The following is a 14,728-nucleotide window of genomic DNA, read 5'->3' as shown; positions in this document are numbered from 1 at the left end:
GCGGGCAGGCGGTAGTCCACCTGCCCGCACCGGTTCTTTGCAGGAAGAGGAGTAGATGACCGCCACGGTTCCCGGAGCGCCTCCGCCGGCACTGGTCCCCGGCACCACCGGCCGGCGCGGCCGCCGCGTCCGTGGCGGCGGCCTGCCCTACCTGCTGATCCTGCCCACGGTGCTCGTCCTGCTGGTGGTGGTGGCCCAGCCGCTGTTCAAGATCGTCCAGCTCTCGTTGCAGAAACAGGAATCCGGCAAGTTCGCGCTGTTCCACTCCGGCGCCAGCACCCCGTTCGTGGGTCTGGCCAACTTCCGGACGGTACTGAGCGACTCGACGTTCTGGACGGTGCTGGGCCGGACCGCCGCGTTCACCGCGATCAACGTGGTGCTGAGCATGCTGATCGGCATCGGGATCGCGGTGCTGCTCAACCGGGTCTCCACCTGGGCCCGGTTGACGCTGATCGCGGTGCTGCTGTTCGTGTGGGCCATTCCGACGACGGTGTCCACGCAGGTCTTCTACTGGCTGTTCAACAACCAGTTCGGCGCGGTCAACTACCTGCTGGACCAGCTGCCCGGGGTTCACATGCAGGGCCACGACTGGTTCGCCGATCCGCACCAGGGGCTGGCGGTGATCGCGGCCGTGGTGATCTGGGGCGCGGTGCCGCTGCTGGCGATCTCGCTGCACGCCGGAATCGGCCAGATCCCGAAAGAGGTCCTCGAGTCGGCCCGCTGCGACGGCGCCGGTCCGTGGCAGGCTTTCCGGCACATCACGTTGCCGTTCCTGGCTCCGTTGCTGGTGATTCTCACGACGCTGTCGGTGATCTGGGACTTCGGGGTGTTCAACCAGATCTGGTTCATGCGCACCGGCCATCCCGAGCCCGGGTACCAGACCATCGGCATCTACATGTACTCGACCGGTGTCGGGTCCAGCCACTACAACACCGGCGCCACCATCGGCGTGCTGATGATGCTCGGGCTGGTCGGGGTCATGGTTTCCTACATCCGCCAGCTGCTCCGGATCGGGGATGCCGCATGAACCGGAAGCGGGCCGGAAGATGAGCGTGACCACCGACCAGGTCCCGGCCGTGCCGGCCCTCTCGACGCCGCGGCCGCCGGCCGGACCGGCGCGCCGCCGTCGTCCCCGCCGGCGCAGCTACGCCACCGCCGGCTGGAACACCCTGGCCCTGGCACTGGCCGTCCTGTTCGGCTTTCCGATCTACTGGATGGTGAGCACCTCCTTCAAGACCAGCGCCGACATCAACCGCCTGGTTCCGCAGTTCTGGCCGCGGCACCCCACGCTGGACGGCTTCCGCGAGGTGCTCGCCGACCCGATCTTCCGGCAGGACCTGGCCAACACCTTCGTCATCACGCTCGCCGCGGTCGCCGTCAGCGTCGTCATCGGCTTCTTCGCTGCCCTTGCCATCGCCCGGTTCCGCTTCGCCGGCCGCCGGGTGTTCGTCTTCGCGGTGCTCATCGTGCAGATGATTCCCCTGCTGGCACTGACCATTCCGATGTCGCTGCTGCTGGACCGCTACCAGCTGAAGAACTCGCTGCCCGGCGTGGTGCTGGCCTACCTGATGTTCACCATGCCCTACACAGTCTGGACGCTGCGCACCTTCATCGCCAACATCCCTGTCGAGCTCGACGAGGCGGCGATGGTGGACGGCTGCAGCCGGTTCCAGACCTTCTACCGGATCATCCTGCCGCTGGTCGCCCCCGGCCTGATCGCCACCAGCGTCTACGGCTGGATCCTGGCCTGGAACGAGTTCGTGCTGGCCAACACGCTGCTTCTCGACAACAGCAAGCAGACCGCGATGATCTACCTGCTCATCTTCCAGTCCAGCCCCACGCACGGCGCCGACTACGGCGGCCTGATGGCGGCGGCCGGCCTCACCGCGCTGCCGGTGGTGGTGCTGTTCGTGCTGTTCCAGAGCCGCATCTCGGCCGGGCTCACCGCCGGCGCGGTGAAGGGCTGATCGGGGTGGACATCTCGGGGACCGGCGCCGCGGTCGACGTGCTCGCCATCGACGTCGGCGGCAGCGGCATCAAGGCGGCGCGCTACGACCGGGACGGGCTGGTGCTGGAGGCGTTCCGGGTGCCGACGCCCCCGCCGTCCCGGCTGGCCGACGAGGTCACCGGCGTGGCGCGCCGGCTGCGCGGGCCGGGCACCGCGGCGGTCGGTGTGGTCGCGCCCGGGGTGATCGCCGACGGGGTGCTGCGGTACGCCGTGAACCTGGGTGTCCGCGACCTGCCGCTGCGCGAGCTGGTGCGAGAGACGGTGGCGCTGCCGACGACCCTCGGCCACGACCTGGCCGCCGCAGCGCTGGCCGAGAGCGCGGCCGGCAAGGAGGACCTGCTCTTCGTCGGTCTCGGCACCGGGATCGCCGCCGGCCTGGTGACCGGCGGCGAGCTGTGGCGGGGCGCGAACGGAATGGCCGGCGAGCTGGGGCATGTCTGCGTGGTGCCCGGCGGCGAGCCGTGCGGCTGCGGCCGGCTGGGCTGCCTGGAGGTCTACGCCTCGGCGGCCGGCATCGCGCGCCGGTACGCCGTCCGGACCGGCTCCGCCGCTCCGGGCCTGGATGCCGCCGCCATCGCCGGGCGGCTGGCCGGCGACCCGGCCGCGGCGGCGGTCTGGGCCGAGGCCGTCGAGGCGCTGTCGGAGGCCCTGGCCACCGCCGTCCTGCTGCTGGACCCAGCCACCGTGGTGCTCGGCGGCGGGCTGGCGCTGGCCGGCCCGGCATTGTTCGACCCGGTCCGGGCCGGCCTGCGAGCCCGGTTGCGCTGGCGGCCGGCGCCGGAGGTCCGTCCGGCGCTGCTCGGCGCCGACGCGAGCCGGGCCGGTGCCGCACTGCTGGCCTGGCGACTGCTGGACGATGCCGAAGTTGACACGGCAGCTGCCGGAGAACTCCCGGAGGAGGGCGCAGGCCGATGACCGTGCTGACCGGAGCGCAGGTGGTGAGCCCGACCGGGGTGCTCGCCGACGGCGAGGTACGGATCGCCGGCGGCCGGATCGTGGCCGTCGGCACAGGTTCGGCGCCGGCCCAGGAGGAGCGGATTGACCTGGCCGGCTGCTGGCTGGTGCCGGGCTTCGTGGACCTGCACATGCACGGCGGCGGCGGCCACGACGTGACCCGGTCGGCTGCCGACCTGACCGCGGCGGTCCGGTTCCACCGCAGCCACGGAACCACCCGCACCCTGGTGTCCCTGATGGCCCAGCCGGTCGACCAGCTGTGCGAGCAGCTCGGCTGGATCGCCGAGCTGACCGCCGCCGGCGAGGTCCTCGGCGCCCACCTCGAAGGCCCGTTCCTGAGCGCGGCCCGGTGCGGCGCGCAACGGCCGGAGAACCTGCTGGCCCCCGATCCGCTGGTGCTCGGCAAGCTGCTGGAAGCTGGCCAGGGATCGGTCCGGACCATGACGGTGGCACCGGAGCTGCCCGGTGCCGCCGGGCTGATCGCCGACTTGCTCGCGGCCGGCGTGATCGCCGCCGTGGGGCACTCCGACGCCAGCTACGAGCAGGCGGCCGAGGCCTTCGCCGCCGGTGCCACGCTCGCCACCCACCTGTTCAACGCGATGGGCTCCTCGCTCGACCACCGCGCCCCGGGGCCGTCGGTGGCCGCCCTGGACGCGAGTGTGTTCGTCGAGATGATCAACGACGGCGTGCACGTGCACGACGCCCTGACCCGGCTGGTGGCCCGGGTCGCGCCGGAGCGGCTGATCTTCATCACCGACGCGATCAGCGCCGCGGGCATCGGCGACGGCGAGTACACCCTGGCCGACCAGACCGTGCGGGTCTCGGCCGGCAATGCCTGGTCGGAGGCGGACCGGCTGGCCGGCAGCACCCTCACGATGGACGAGGCGGTCCGCCGGGCGGTGCACCAGGTGGGACTGGGCATCGAGCAGGCGGTGGCCGCGGCAGCCACCACCCCGGCCCGGCTGCTGGGCCTGGCCGACGAGTGCGGCGCGATCCGGGCGGGCCTGGCCGCCGACCTGGTGGTGCTGGACGCCGACCTGCGGGTGCGGCGGGTGATGGTCGGCGGCGACTGGCTGGACGGCTGACGCCAGGTCCGGCAGCACCCAGAAGCCGGTGCCCACCCGCGGCCGGCCCGGACCGAGCCCGGACATGCCGGTGCGGCGGCGACCGGAGTCGCCGCCGCACCAGTTTGTCGTGCGAGAGGTGTTGCCCAGGACTACTGGACGACCCCCAGGGCGTTCACGATGCCGGCGCCGTAGAAGCCGTTGTACTCCGGCGTCCCGACGCAGGTGGCGGTGAACTCGGCCGACCGGCCTTCCTGGGTGTAGGACTGCACGCCGCCCGCCGGGCAGGCGTGGTCGGTCGCGGTCGCGGCCATCAGCGCCGCCACCGCGTCCGGGGCCATGGTCAGGCCACGGCTCGGGTCGGCGTCCTTGACACCGTGTGCGCTGACCGCCAGGGCGGCGACACCGGTGACGTGCGGGGCGGCCATCGAGGTGCCCTGCAGGTACTGGTAGAAGCCACAGTCGCCCTCGTCGTTGCAGGCCTTCTGCACGCCGAGCGCCGCACCGGCCGGGGTGATGTTGAGGTCGGCGTCGACGTAGCCGAGCTCGATCATCACGTGGGTCGGCGCGGTGGACAGGATCTCGTTCTCGTTGGTGCGGTAGCTCGGCGTGCCGAAGCCATCCCGGAACCAGCCGCCCGGAGCGGAGAAGTCCAGCTCACCGCTGGTGAGGTCGGTGGTGTAGTTGGAGTAGTCCGACTTCTTGCCCGACGGGCCGAGCGCCGAGGTGGCCAGCACGTGCGGGCCCTCGGCCGGCAGGTTCAGGCAGGTGGCGTTGGAGATGGTGCGCAGGTGCGGGTCGGCGCCGTAGTCCGGGCTGGAGGTGTCCGGACGCGGGTTGGACATGTCCTGGTGCTCGTTGCCGGCCGAGTTGACCAGGGTGACGCCGTGGGCGTGCGCGTAGTTCAGCGCGCGGGTCATCGCCTCGATGGTGACCTCCTGGGAGGCCGCCTCGGCCGGGCTGTCCTGCGGTGCCCCGCCGACGCAGTTGTAGAGCCACGGGTCGAGGTAGAAGGACATGTTGACCACGTCGATGCCGACGTCACCGGCGTAGGTGAGGGCGTTGGTCACCGGGCCGAGGAAGAAGTAGCCCGAGTCCTGGCCGCCCCGGATGTTGACCAGGGTGACCTTGGGCGCCACGCCGCTCAGGCCGAAGCCGTTGGCGGCGGCGGCGATGGTGCCGGCCACGTGGGTGCCGTGCTCGTTGTCGTCCCAGCTGGCCGGGTCGACGCAGCCGGCGAACTCGCACGGGCCGTCGATGTCGGGCATGTCGGTGACGAAGTTGCGCGACAGCTTGGTGCTGAAGTTGGTCTTCAGGTCCGGGTGGAAGCCCTCGATGCCGGTGTCCAGCACGCCGACGGTGACCCGGTGGTCGCCGGTGGTGATGTGGTGCGCCTCGGGGGCGTTGATCATGTCCATGCCCCACAGCAGGCTGTCCAGCGGGTCACCCTGCTTGGCCTTGGGCGCGCTCGGCGCGGCGGCCACTCCGGTGGCCAGCTGGGCCTCCTTCTCCACCGCGTTCGGGGAGGTGGTCGGCGCGTAGCCGATCGAGCGGTCGCGGCCGACGCCGGCCACGCCGGTCAGGCCCAGGGTCTGCGAGGCGAAGGCGGTGTTGGTCGAGGTGACCACGACCAGCCCGATCGCCTGGTTGACCGAGGTGACCGTCGCCCCGCTGCCCTGCAGCTGCTGGGCCAGCGCCTGGGCGGAGCTGCCGGTCTTGGCGAGCACCAGGTAGGACGTCGCGGCGCCCTGGGTGGACTGGGTGGTGGTGGCGCCCGTGGTGGCGGCGCCCGCGGTACTGATCGCTAGTGCGGGTACGGTCAGAGCTGCGGCGGCTGCCGCAACGACGATCCGTGATCTGCGCATGAAGGGTCGGCTCCTGGAGTAGGGGTGCGCCGAAGCGCCCGGTGATGGCGTCAATCTAGGCACCAGATGTGAAAATGTGAATCCCGAGTTGTCTTCCGGGCCCGGTAGCCTGCTGTCTACAACCGATCGTGCCCAGTTCGTTCGGCTGTGTTTGTCCTGGTTTCATGCCATGCCGAGCAGGGGAGGGCCGCCATGAGAGTCGCCCTGTTCGCGACCTGCCTGGTGGACGGCCTGTTCCCCGACGTCGGCCGGGCCACGGTGCGGCTGCTGCGCCGGCTCGGCCACGAAGTGAGCTTTCCCGACCAGCAGTCCTGCTGCGGCCAGATGCACCTCAACACCGGCTACCCGGCGCAGGCGCTGCCGCTGATCCGCCGGCACACCCGGGTGTTCCGGGGCTACGACGCGATCGTGGCGCCCAGCGGGTCGTGCACCGGCGCGATCCGCCACCAGCACGCCGACACCGCCCGCCGGTTCGGCGACGACAAGCTCGCCGAGGCCGCCGAGGCGATCGCCACCAGGACCTACGAGTTGTCGGAGTTTCTCGTCGACGCCACCGGCGTCACTGATGTCGGGGCGTACTTCCCGCACCGGGTGACCTACCACCCCACCTGCCACTCGCTGCGGCTGCTGCGGGTCGGCGCCAAGCCGCTGACCCTGCTGCGGGCCGTGGAGGGCATCGAGCTGGCGGAGCTGCCGGCCGCCGAGTCCTGCTGCGGGTTCGGTGGCACTTTCGCCCTGAAGAACAGCGCGGTGTCGCAGGCCATGCTGGCCGACAAGGTCGCCGCGGTGGTCGCGACCGGCGCCGCGGTGTGCTCGGCCGGCGACTCGTCCTGCCTGATGCACATCGGCGGCGGGCTGTCCCGGCTGCGGGTCGGCGCGCGCACCCTGCACCTGGCGCAGATCCTGGCCAGCACCCGCAGCGAACCGGCACTGGTATGACTTATCTGGGCATGCCGACCGCGCCGCCGGGCGTCGGGCAACTGCGCGGTAGCGAGCCGTTCCCGGCCGCGGCCGAGACGGCGCTGGCCAACGCCCAGCTGCGCCGCAACCTGGCCAACGCCACCAGCCACATCCGCGCCAAGCGGGCCGCGGTGGTCTCCGAGGTGCCGGACTGGCAGCAGCTGCGGGCCGCGGCGGCCGCCATCAAGGACGACGTGCTGGCCCACCTGGACGACTACCTGGTGCAGCTGGAGGCCCGGGTCACCGAGCGCGGCGGGGTGGTGCACTGGGCCCGGGACGCCCGCGAGGCGAACCGGATCGTCACCGAGCTGGTGGCCGCCACCGGCTCGCGCGAGGTGGTCAAGGTCAAGTCGATGGCCACCCAGGAGATCGGCCTGAACGAGGCGCTGGCCGAGGCCGGCATCGCGGCCTTCGAGACCGACCTCGCCGAGCTGATCGTGCAGCTGGGCGACGACCGGCCCAGCCACATCCTGGTGCCTGCCATCCACCGCAACCGGACCGAGATCCGCGACATCTTCCTGGCCGAGATGGCCGGCGTCGATCCCGGCCTGACCGACGACCCGGCCGCGCTGGCCGAGGCCGCCCGCCGCTACCTGCGGCAGAAGTTCCTCACCACTCCGGTCGCGATCAGCGGCGCCAACTTCGCCATCGCCGAGACCGGGACGCTGGCGGTGGTCGAGTCCGAGGGCAACGGCCGGATGTGCCTGACGCTGCCCCGGACGCTGATCACCGTGATGGGCATCGAGAAGCTGCTGCCTACCTTCGGCGACCTGGAGGTGTTCCTGCAGCTGCTGCCACGCTCGTCCACCGGGGAGCGGATGAACCCCTACACCTCGATGTGGACCGGTGTGCATCCCGGCGACGGCCCGCAGGAGTTCCACCTGGTGCTGCTGGACAACGGCCGGACCGCCACGCTGGCCGACGAGCGCGGCCGGACGGCGCTGCGCTGCATCCGGTGCTCGGCCTGCCTCAACGTCTGCCCGGTCTACGAGCGCACCGGCGGGCACGCCTACGGCTCGGTCTATCCCGGCCCGATCGGCGCGGTGCTCTCGCCCCAGCTGACCGGGGTGGCCGACAACGCCAGCCTGCCGTTCGCCTCCACGCTGTGCGGAGCCTGCTACGACGTCTGCCCGGTCGCCATCGACATCCCGTCCATGCTGGTGCACCTGCGGTCCCGGGTGAACGCCGACAAGGCGGCCGGCCACCGGCTGCCGACCGTCGAGGCGGCCGGCATGACGGCGGCGTCCTGGGCGATGCGCGGGCCGCGGCGCTGGCGCTGGCTGCTGCGCGCCGCCCGGCTGGGCCGGTGGGCCCGGCTGGACCGGCTGTCCCGGTCGGCGTGGGGACGCCGGCTGCTGCCGCCGCCGCTGTCGTCCTGGGCTGCCGCCCGGGACCTGCCGGAGCTCCCGGCCGGTTCGTTCCGCGACTGGTGGGCCGGTCAGCGATGACGGCCCGCGAGGAGGTGCTGGCCCGGATCCGCTCGGCGCTGGCCGGCGGTTCGGAGGGCTCCGCGGCGACGGGGCCGGCCGAGATCCCGCGGCACTACCGGCACGCCGGCGCGCCGGCAGCTGGCCCGGCGGAAGCTGATTCGGCGGGAACCGGTCCGGCCGAGGGTGCTGACTTGGTCGAGCTGCTGGTGGACCGATTGGTGGACTACCGGGCCAGCGTCACCCGCACCGAGCCCGCCGAGGTGCCCGCCGTGCTGGCCCAGCGGCTGGCCGGGCACGGCATCGGCTCGGTGCTGGTGCCGGACGGCTTTCCCGCCGAGTGGCTGGCCGCCAGCACCGCCGAGCAGCGCACCGACGAGGCGCTGACGCCCGCCCAACTGGACCGGATCGACGGCGTGGTGTGCACCTGCCGGCTGGCCATCGCCGAGACCGGCACCATCGTGCTGGACTCCGGCCCCGGCCAGGGCCGCCGGGCGGTCAGCCTGGTGCCGGACTACCTGCTGGTCGTGCTGCACGCCGGCCACGTGGTGGCCGGGGTGCCCGAGGCGGTGGCCGAGCTGGGCCCGGCCCGGCAGCCGGACCCGGGTCGTCCGGGAGAGCCGAGCCGGCCGCTGACCTGGATCAGCGGGCCCAGTGCGACCAGCGACATCGAGCTGAACCGGGTGGAGGGCGTGCACGGCCCGCGCACCCTGGACGTGATCCTCGTCCAGGCGGAGCCGGCCGGGGCCGCCCCGCCGGAGGGCGACCGAGCCGCCGCCGGCTGACCGGCCGGTGGTCGTCTGTTGCAGCTTGCCCTGTTGGTTGTGGTGTCTGCAAAGGCGTCCATAGGATTCTGGCGGTAACCGCCCGTCCCCCCGTGTGAAGGACCTGACGATGATCCGCGTCTGCGCGCTGGCCGACCTGCCACCCGGCGAGATGCTGCGGTTGAAGGGAAAACCGCCGATCGCCGTGGTGCACACCGAGGACGGCCAGGTGTTCGCCGTGGACGACACCTGCACCCACGAGAAGGCCTCGCTGTCCGAGGGCCTGCTGGAAGGCTGCTTCGTCGAGTGCTTCCTGCACAACGCCCGGTTCGACCTGCGCACCGGCGAGCCGGACGAGGACGGCCCGGCCGACCGGCCACTGCGCACCCACCAGGTCGCCGTGGTGGACGGCGACATCTACCTCACCGGCGCGCCCGCGGCACGGTCGGACCAACCGCGCGCGTCGTGAGGCGGATCGCCGTCGTCGGCGCCTCGCTGGCCGGCGTGTCGGCCGCCCGGGCGTTGCGCAAGCAGGGCTACGACGGCGAGCTGGTGATCGTCGGCGACGAGGCCGAGCAGCCCTACGACCGGCCGCCGCTGTCGAAGACGCTGCTGGCCGGCGAGGCGGACGAGGCTGACATCCGGCTGCTGCGCGACGGCGAGACCCTCGACGCCGACTGGCGGCTGGGGGTCAGCGCCACCGGGCTGCGGCCGGCCGACCGCAGCGTGTCGCTGTCCGACGGCACCGACCTGACGGTGGACGCGGTGGTTCTGGCCACCGGCGCCCGGCCCCGCCAGCCGTGGCCCGACCCGCCGGCCGGCGTGCATACCCTGCGCACCCTCGCCGACGCCCGGGCGCTGCGCGACCGGCTGCGGCCCGGTGCCCAGCTGGTGGTCGTCGGAGCCGGCTTCATCGGCGCCGAGGTGGCCTCCACCGCGCGCGGCCTGGGCGTGGACGTCACCGTCGTGGAAGCCCTGCCCACCCCGCTGGCCGCCGTGCTGGGCGAGGAGTTCGGGGCGGTCCTCGCGGGCCTGCACGCCGCGCACGGCGTCCGGTTGCTGTGCGGCGTCGGGGTCAGCCGGCTGGTGGGTTCCGTCCAGATGGAAGGGGTCGAGCTCGCCGACGGGCGGCTGATTCCCGCCGATGTGGTGCTGGTCGGAGTGGGCGTCCAGCCCAACGTGGAGTGGCTGGCGGGCTCCAGCCTGGACGCCCCGGGCGGGGTGCGCTGCGACGCCTACGGCCAGACCGGCATTTCCACGGTGGTCGCGGTCGGTGACTGCGCCAGCTGGTATTCCCCCGAGCTGGGCGGCTACTACCGGCTGGAGCACTGGACCGCCGCCCGCGAGCGGGCACCGATCGCGGTGAGCGCGCTGCTGTCCGGCGGGCGCGATCTGATCGCGGACCGGCCGCCCTACGTCTGGTCCGACCAGTACGGCCGGACGCTGCAACTGGCCGGGCTCCCCGCGGGCGCCGACTCGGTCAAGGTCGAGGAGGGCTCGGTGGCCGACCTCGACTTCCTGGCGGTCTACCGGCGCGGCGAGCGCCCGGTGGCACTGCTCGCCCTCGGGCAGGCCCGGGCCTTCCTGCGCCGGCGCAAGCAGCTCGTCGCGGAGGCTGCCGGCCGGGCCGGCCAGCCGACAGCCAGCGGCTGAATCCTTCCGGGCTGGGCGCAGCCATCCGGTGACACGGTAATTCCGCCTCCGCGCAGGCACCGAAAATGTGAATTTACCGATAATTATGTGAATTCACGTAGGTCACACACAATTACCGGCACCATTCGGCGCGATATCGGCATTCGGCCGAGAAATCCCAGCCGCACTGGAGGCACTGAATGAACCATGCCCGGTCCCTGCGCCGGCGAAGCCTGGCGGCGATCGCCGCCCTGGCCAGCAGCGTCGTTCTCGGAGTGGGAGTTCCGGCCCACGCCGCCGACTCCGGCGCCGACACCGACAGCGAGTCCGCCGAACTGATGGCGCGCTTCGGCGAGATGGATGCCGCTCGCACCGCGCCCACCGGCCTGGTGGCCCCCGGGGCCTACTCGGCCGCCTACGCCCAACTGTCTGGCCTGCCGGCAGCCGCCGGGTCCTGGACCGAGCTGACCAGGACGCCGTACAACGCAGACGATCCGCGCTACCGCGATCCGAGCGCGTCCAACTCCAGCGGGGGCGCCGGCTACGTCACCGGCCGCATCCAGGGCCTAGCGGTGGACAACGCCTGCGTGTTCGCCGGGGCAGCCGGTGGCGGTGTGTCGCGCTCCTGCGACGGCGGCACCCACTGGACGCCGATCAGTGACACGCTGCCCACCCAGTCGGTCGGCTACCTCGCGGTCGCTCCGGACGGCGCGCTGTGGCTGGCCACCGGTGACGGCACCACCGGCTCGTCCACCTATGTCGGCACCGGCGTGTACCGGCTGGCCAGCCCGGACAGCTCGAGCTTCACCCCGGCCAACCGGATCGGTGGTACCGAGCTGGAGAGCCAGGTGATCCGCAAGCTGGTCTTCGACGCGCCCAGCAACAAGGTGTTCGTGGCGGCCTCCCGCGGGGTCTACTCGCACCCGCTCAGCGGCGGCGCCAGCACCGCCTGGAGCAGCATCCTCGCGCCGTGCCGCAGCGGGCAGACCAGCTGCGCCGACGTGAACTCCAGCTACTGGGACATCGCCAACGACGTGGCCGTGCAGCCCGGCACCAATGGCCAAACCATCCTGGCCAACGTCGCCTGGCGCAGCGGAGCCGCCTACAACGGCTTCTACCTGTCCACCAACGCGGGCACCAGCTGGACCAAGATCAACCCGACCGGCGCCATCAACCCCAAGGACGTCGGCAACGCCACCTTCGGCTACGCCGCCGACGGTTCCCAGCTCTACGTGGTGCTGGAATCGCCGGCCCAGCTCAACGCCGGCGCGGCCAGCGCACTGGCTGGCGTCTACGTCTCGCGTACCGGCGCGGTGGCCGGCCCCTACGACCAGATCGCCAACACCTCGGTGCTGGCACAGAGCGGCTCGGCCGAGCGCAAGCAGCGGATCGGCGGCGGCTACCAGCCCGGCGTGCAGGCCTGGTACAACCAGTTCGTCGGTGTCGACCCGGCCAATCCCAACCACGTCTACCTCGGCCTGGAAGAGGTCTACGAGAGCTGGGACGGCGGCCTGAGCTGGAACACCATCGGGCGGTACTGGAACTTCGGCTTCGCCTGCTGGAGCTACCTGGACTCGCAGAACACCTGCGACGGCAACGTGATCCACTCCGACCAGCACACCATCGCCTTCGGCACCGGCTCCTCGGCCGGCCAGGTGTTCGTCGGCAACGACGGCGGCGTGTACCGCCGGTCGATAGCTCAGGGCACCACGTCGTGGACCTCGCTGTCCCGCTCGGGCCAGCTCGATGCCCTGCAGTACTACTCGGTCGCGGTCGGCAAGAACGTCCAGCCGGGTGCCGCGCCGGGCTCGGTCCAGGTCTGGGGCGGCCTGCAGGACAACGGCGTTTCGCTGCTGGACTCGACCAATTCCGGCCTGGTCTCGCCGTTCGGCGGTGACGGTGGCGACCAGCTCGTCGACCCGAACAACGGCTGCCGCACCGTCGGCGAGTACACCAACCTGACGCTGCAGATGACGCTCAACTGCGGCAAGGCCGACGGCAGCCCCAGCTCGGACAGCGCGATCATCGACATCGATCCGGAGGATCCGCTGGCCCGGTTCATCGCGCCGTTCAGCGCCGACCAGACCGACCCGGGCACCTGGGTGGCCGGCGGCGAGTTCGTCTGGGTGAACACCAAGACCTGGGCCTCGACCAGCGGCGACGACTGGACGCAGGCAGCCGACAGCGGCGCGGGCCACTCGATCACCTCGCTGGCCAGCCGCAACCACACCGTGTGGGCCGGCTGGTGCGGCGCCTGCAACCCGGGCAGCACGTTCAACCGCGGGCTGCTGTCCAACGTGGGCGGCAGTGGTTACCACCAGGTCGCGATGCCCTCGAACGTCCCGCTGCGGATGATCACCGGGGTCACCCCGGACCCGGCCGACCCGGCCAGCGCGTACGTGGTGTTCGGCGGCTACTCCCGCACCTGGACCGACGGGCCGGGCAGCTTCGCAGCCGGCACCGGCCACCTGTGGAAGGTGACCGCCACCGGCACCGTCGACGCGGCCGGCAACGAGCAGGCCAGCTGGACCGATGTCAGCGGCAACCTGCCCGACATCCCCGGTGACTACCTGCTGATCACCTCGTCCGGCCGGGTGGTGATGGGTACCGACCTCGGCGTTGTCGAGACCACCCTGACCTCGCTGCGGAGCGGCTCGCCGTCCTGGTCGCGGGACGCGGTGCCGGCCACCATCGCCACCAAGCTGGTGGCCGGTCCGGACGGCAACCTCTACGCCGCCACCTACGGACGGGGGATCTGGCGCACCACCCTGTAACGGCTGCGGCCGGCAACGGCCTCGGCTGGTAGGAGATCCATCCGGTAGTGGCTTCGGCGGCCGGGACGCGAACCTGCGCGTCCTGGCCGCCGATCGCGTCCGGGCGCAAGGTTAGGCAGCCGGTGAGAAGTTACTGCGGTCACACCGAGGCACGCTTGCTGCTGTCGTCACCGGCCGCCCGACATGTGGGCGGCCGGATGAGCACCAGGAGGCGACGGATGCCCAGCTGCAGTCTGTACCAGGTCCTGGCCACCGCCCGGTGGCACGGCGCACCGGCGCTGATGGTCGATGTCAAGTGCCGATCACCCCGCGACGGCGAGCTGATCTCCAGCGAGCGGCTGGAGCCCTACGTCCGGTCGCTGGTCGCCGGCGGGGTCGATGCGCTGTCCACCCCGACCGATCCGGTCTACTTCGACGGCAGCATCTCCACCGCCCGGCGGATCCGGGCGCTGGCCGATGTTCCGTTGATGCGCAAGGAGTTCTTCACCACCGTCGAGCAGATGGACGAGTCCGCCGAGGCCGGCTTCGACGCGGTGCAGCTGGCGCTGAGCAGCTTCGTCGACCCGGTGCTGTTCACCGCCCAGAAGGCCCGTGCCGAACAGCTCGGCCTGGAGGTGGTGGTCAGCGTCACCGACTCCCTGCAGCTGGAACGGGCTGTGGCGCTCGGGGCAAACGCGATCAGCATCAACTGCCGCGGGCTTGCCGCGCTGCGGTTGGAGAGCCGCAGCGCCGGGTACGGCCAGGTGCTGGCCAGCCTGGTTCCGCGGCACGTGTGGGTGGTGCTGGAGAGCACGGTGAGCGGCCGGGCCGACATCGATGCCGCCGCCCGGGCCGGTGCCGACGGCGTGCTGATGGGTACCACCGTCGCCAAGAGCGCCGACCCAGCCGGGCTGTTGCGCTCGCTGCGGCCCTCGGCCGCACCGCTGCGCGCCGTGCTCGAGCCGGTGCCGTCGGCCGTTGCGCTGCGGCCGGCGCCGGGACCGGAAACGCCTCCGGGTCCGCCGCTGCCGATCAGCGCCTGAGCACTACCGGATGCGACAAGCCGAACGCGCCGTCAGGCCGGGTCCAGCGACGATTCCTTGTGCGCCGCGCGCGCTCCGGTCTTGTCCGACTCGACGATCCAGTAGGGCTCGTCCTTGGAGGCGTTGAACTTCTGCCCGTCGTGGGTGAACGGCGCGGTCTTCTTCTGCACGGTGCGCCCGTGCGTCTTGCCCTGCGAGGTGTTCCAGCTGACCTGATCGCCTGTGCTGAGTGCCATCGACCCACCGTACAAGCCGGGG

Annotated in this window: 13 protein-coding genes; 11 read left to right on the top strand and 2 right to left on the bottom strand. The window is 71.9% G+C overall.

Going from position 1 to position 14,728, the window contains the following annotated elements; genetic code table 11:
* Positions 1-55: 55 nt before the first annotated feature.
* Genes VLJ82_RS05260 through nagA form a run of 4 tightly spaced genes read left to right on the top strand, consistent with a single transcriptional unit; the run spans position 56 to position 4,047 of the window.
* Positions 56-1,027 carry a carbohydrate ABC transporter permease gene (locus tag VLJ82_RS05260; RefSeq protein ID WP_408662276.1) on the top strand — a complete coding sequence of 324 codons (972 nt, stop codon included), beginning with the start codon at positions 56-58 and terminating at the stop codon, positions 1,025-1,027.
* Between the two features lie 19 nt (positions 1,028-1,046).
* A complete protein-coding gene (locus tag VLJ82_RS05255) occupies positions 1,047-1,967 on the top strand; it encodes a carbohydrate ABC transporter permease (RefSeq protein WP_408662275.1) in 921 nt (306 codons plus the stop codon).
* Positions 1,968-1,972: 5 nt separating this feature from the next.
* Positions 1,973-2,923 (top strand): ROK family protein, encoded by a 951-nt coding sequence (locus tag VLJ82_RS05250; RefSeq protein ID WP_408662274.1) that lies wholly within the window; start codon positions 1,973-1,975, stop codon positions 2,921-2,923.
* On the top strand, positions 2,920-4,047 hold the full coding sequence (nagA, locus tag VLJ82_RS05245; RefSeq protein ID WP_408662273.1) for an N-acetylglucosamine-6-phosphate deacetylase: 1,128 nt from the start codon (positions 2,920-2,922) through the stop codon (positions 4,045-4,047). Before VLJ82_RS05250 ends, nagA begins: the two co-directional genes overlap by 4 nt.
* 131 nt (positions 4,048-4,178) lie before the next feature.
* Here nagA and VLJ82_RS05240 read toward each other — a convergent pair whose 3' ends face one another.
* Positions 4,179-5,891 (bottom strand): S8 family serine peptidase, encoded by a 1,713-nt coding sequence (locus tag VLJ82_RS05240; protein WP_408662272.1) that lies wholly within the window; start codon positions 5,889-5,891, stop codon positions 4,179-4,181.
* Between the two features lie 192 nt (positions 5,892-6,083).
* On the opposite strand from VLJ82_RS05240, the gene VLJ82_RS05235 reads away from it, so the two are divergent.
* From VLJ82_RS05235 to VLJ82_RS05205, 7 genes are all read left to right on the top strand, one after another.
* Positions 6,084-6,830, top strand: coding sequence for a (Fe-S)-binding protein (locus tag VLJ82_RS05235; protein WP_408662271.1), 747 nt, complete (start codon positions 6,084-6,086; stop codon positions 6,828-6,830).
* Positions 6,827-8,299 carry a LutB/LldF family L-lactate oxidation iron-sulfur protein gene (locus VLJ82_RS05230; RefSeq protein ID WP_408662270.1) on the top strand — a complete coding sequence of 491 codons (1,473 nt, stop codon included), beginning with the start codon at positions 6,827-6,829 and terminating at the stop codon, positions 8,297-8,299. The genes VLJ82_RS05235 and VLJ82_RS05230 overlap by 4 nt, the downstream gene beginning before the upstream one ends.
* A complete protein-coding gene (locus VLJ82_RS05225; protein ID WP_408662269.1) occupies positions 8,296-9,063 on the top strand; it encodes a LutC/YkgG family protein in 768 nt (255 codons plus the stop codon). The genes VLJ82_RS05230 and VLJ82_RS05225 overlap by 4 nt, the downstream gene beginning before the upstream one ends.
* Before the next feature lie 109 nt (positions 9,064-9,172).
* Positions 9,173-9,511 (top strand): bifunctional 3-phenylpropionate/cinnamic acid dioxygenase ferredoxin subunit, encoded by a 339-nt coding sequence (locus tag VLJ82_RS05220; protein ID WP_408662268.1) that lies wholly within the window; start codon positions 9,173-9,175, stop codon positions 9,509-9,511.
* Positions 9,508-10,695 carry an NAD(P)/FAD-dependent oxidoreductase gene (locus VLJ82_RS05215; RefSeq protein WP_408662267.1) on the top strand — a complete coding sequence of 396 codons (1,188 nt, stop codon included), beginning with the start codon at positions 9,508-9,510 and terminating at the stop codon, positions 10,693-10,695. Before VLJ82_RS05220 ends, VLJ82_RS05215 begins: the two co-directional genes overlap by 4 nt.
* Positions 10,696-10,874: 179 nt before the next feature.
* A complete protein-coding gene (locus VLJ82_RS05210; protein ID WP_408662266.1) occupies positions 10,875-13,448 on the top strand; it encodes a WD40/YVTN/BNR-like repeat-containing protein in 2,574 nt (857 codons plus the stop codon).
* Between the two features lie 218 nt (positions 13,449-13,666).
* Positions 13,667-14,470, top strand: a complete 804-nt coding sequence (locus VLJ82_RS05205) for a hypothetical protein (RefSeq protein ID WP_408662265.1) — start codon at positions 13,667-13,669, stop codon at positions 14,468-14,470.
* A 32-nt stretch (positions 14,471-14,502) separates the two neighbouring features.
* Here VLJ82_RS05205 and VLJ82_RS05200 read toward each other — a convergent pair whose 3' ends face one another.
* Positions 14,503-14,706, bottom strand: coding sequence for a DUF2945 domain-containing protein (locus tag VLJ82_RS05200; RefSeq protein ID WP_408662264.1), 204 nt, complete (start codon positions 14,704-14,706; stop codon positions 14,503-14,505).
* Between the last annotated feature and the right edge of the window lie 22 nt (positions 14,707-14,728).

It is taken from the genome of Jatrophihabitans sp. (assembly GCF_035474675.1).
Classification (GTDB): Bacteria; Actinomycetota; Actinomycetes; order Mycobacteriales; family Jatrophihabitantaceae; genus Jatrophihabitans_A.
The sequence above is the reverse complement of the archived record's forward strand: the minus strand, read 5'-3'. Positions and strand labels throughout refer to the sequence as shown.

Coding starts and splice junctions, on each gene's coding strand:
- VLJ82_RS05235 (WP_408662271.1), top strand. CDS start 6,084: ATGAGAGTCGCCCTGTTCGCGACCTGCCTGGTGGACGGCCTGTTCCCC.
- nagA (WP_408662273.1), top strand. CDS start 2,920: ATGACCGTGCTGACCGGAGCGCAGGTGGTGAGCCCGACCGGGGTGCTC.
- VLJ82_RS05230 (WP_408662270.1), top strand. CDS start 6,827: ATGACTTATCTGGGCATGCCGACCGCGCCGCCGGGCGTCGGGCAACTG.
- VLJ82_RS05210 (WP_408662266.1), top strand. CDS start 10,875: ATGAACCATGCCCGGTCCCTGCGCCGGCGAAGCCTGGCGGCGATCGCC.
- VLJ82_RS05205 (WP_408662265.1), top strand. CDS start 13,667: ATGCCCAGCTGCAGTCTGTACCAGGTCCTGGCCACCGCCCGGTGGCAC.
- VLJ82_RS05225 (WP_408662269.1), top strand. CDS start 8,296: ATGACGGCCCGCGAGGAGGTGCTGGCCCGGATCCGCTCGGCGCTGGCC.
- VLJ82_RS05260 (WP_408662276.1), top strand. CDS start 56: ATGACCGCCACGGTTCCCGGAGCGCCTCCGCCGGCACTGGTCCCCGGC.
- VLJ82_RS05255 (WP_408662275.1), top strand. CDS start 1,047: ATGAGCGTGACCACCGACCAGGTCCCGGCCGTGCCGGCCCTCTCGACG.
- VLJ82_RS05200 (WP_408662264.1), bottom strand. CDS start 14,706: ATGGCACTCAGCACAGGCGATCAGGTCAGCTGGAACACCTCGCAGGGC.
- VLJ82_RS05220 (WP_408662268.1), top strand. CDS start 9,173: ATGATCCGCGTCTGCGCGCTGGCCGACCTGCCACCCGGCGAGATGCTG.
- VLJ82_RS05240 (WP_408662272.1), bottom strand. CDS start 5,891: ATGCGCAGATCACGGATCGTCGTTGCGGCAGCCGCCGCAGCTCTGACC.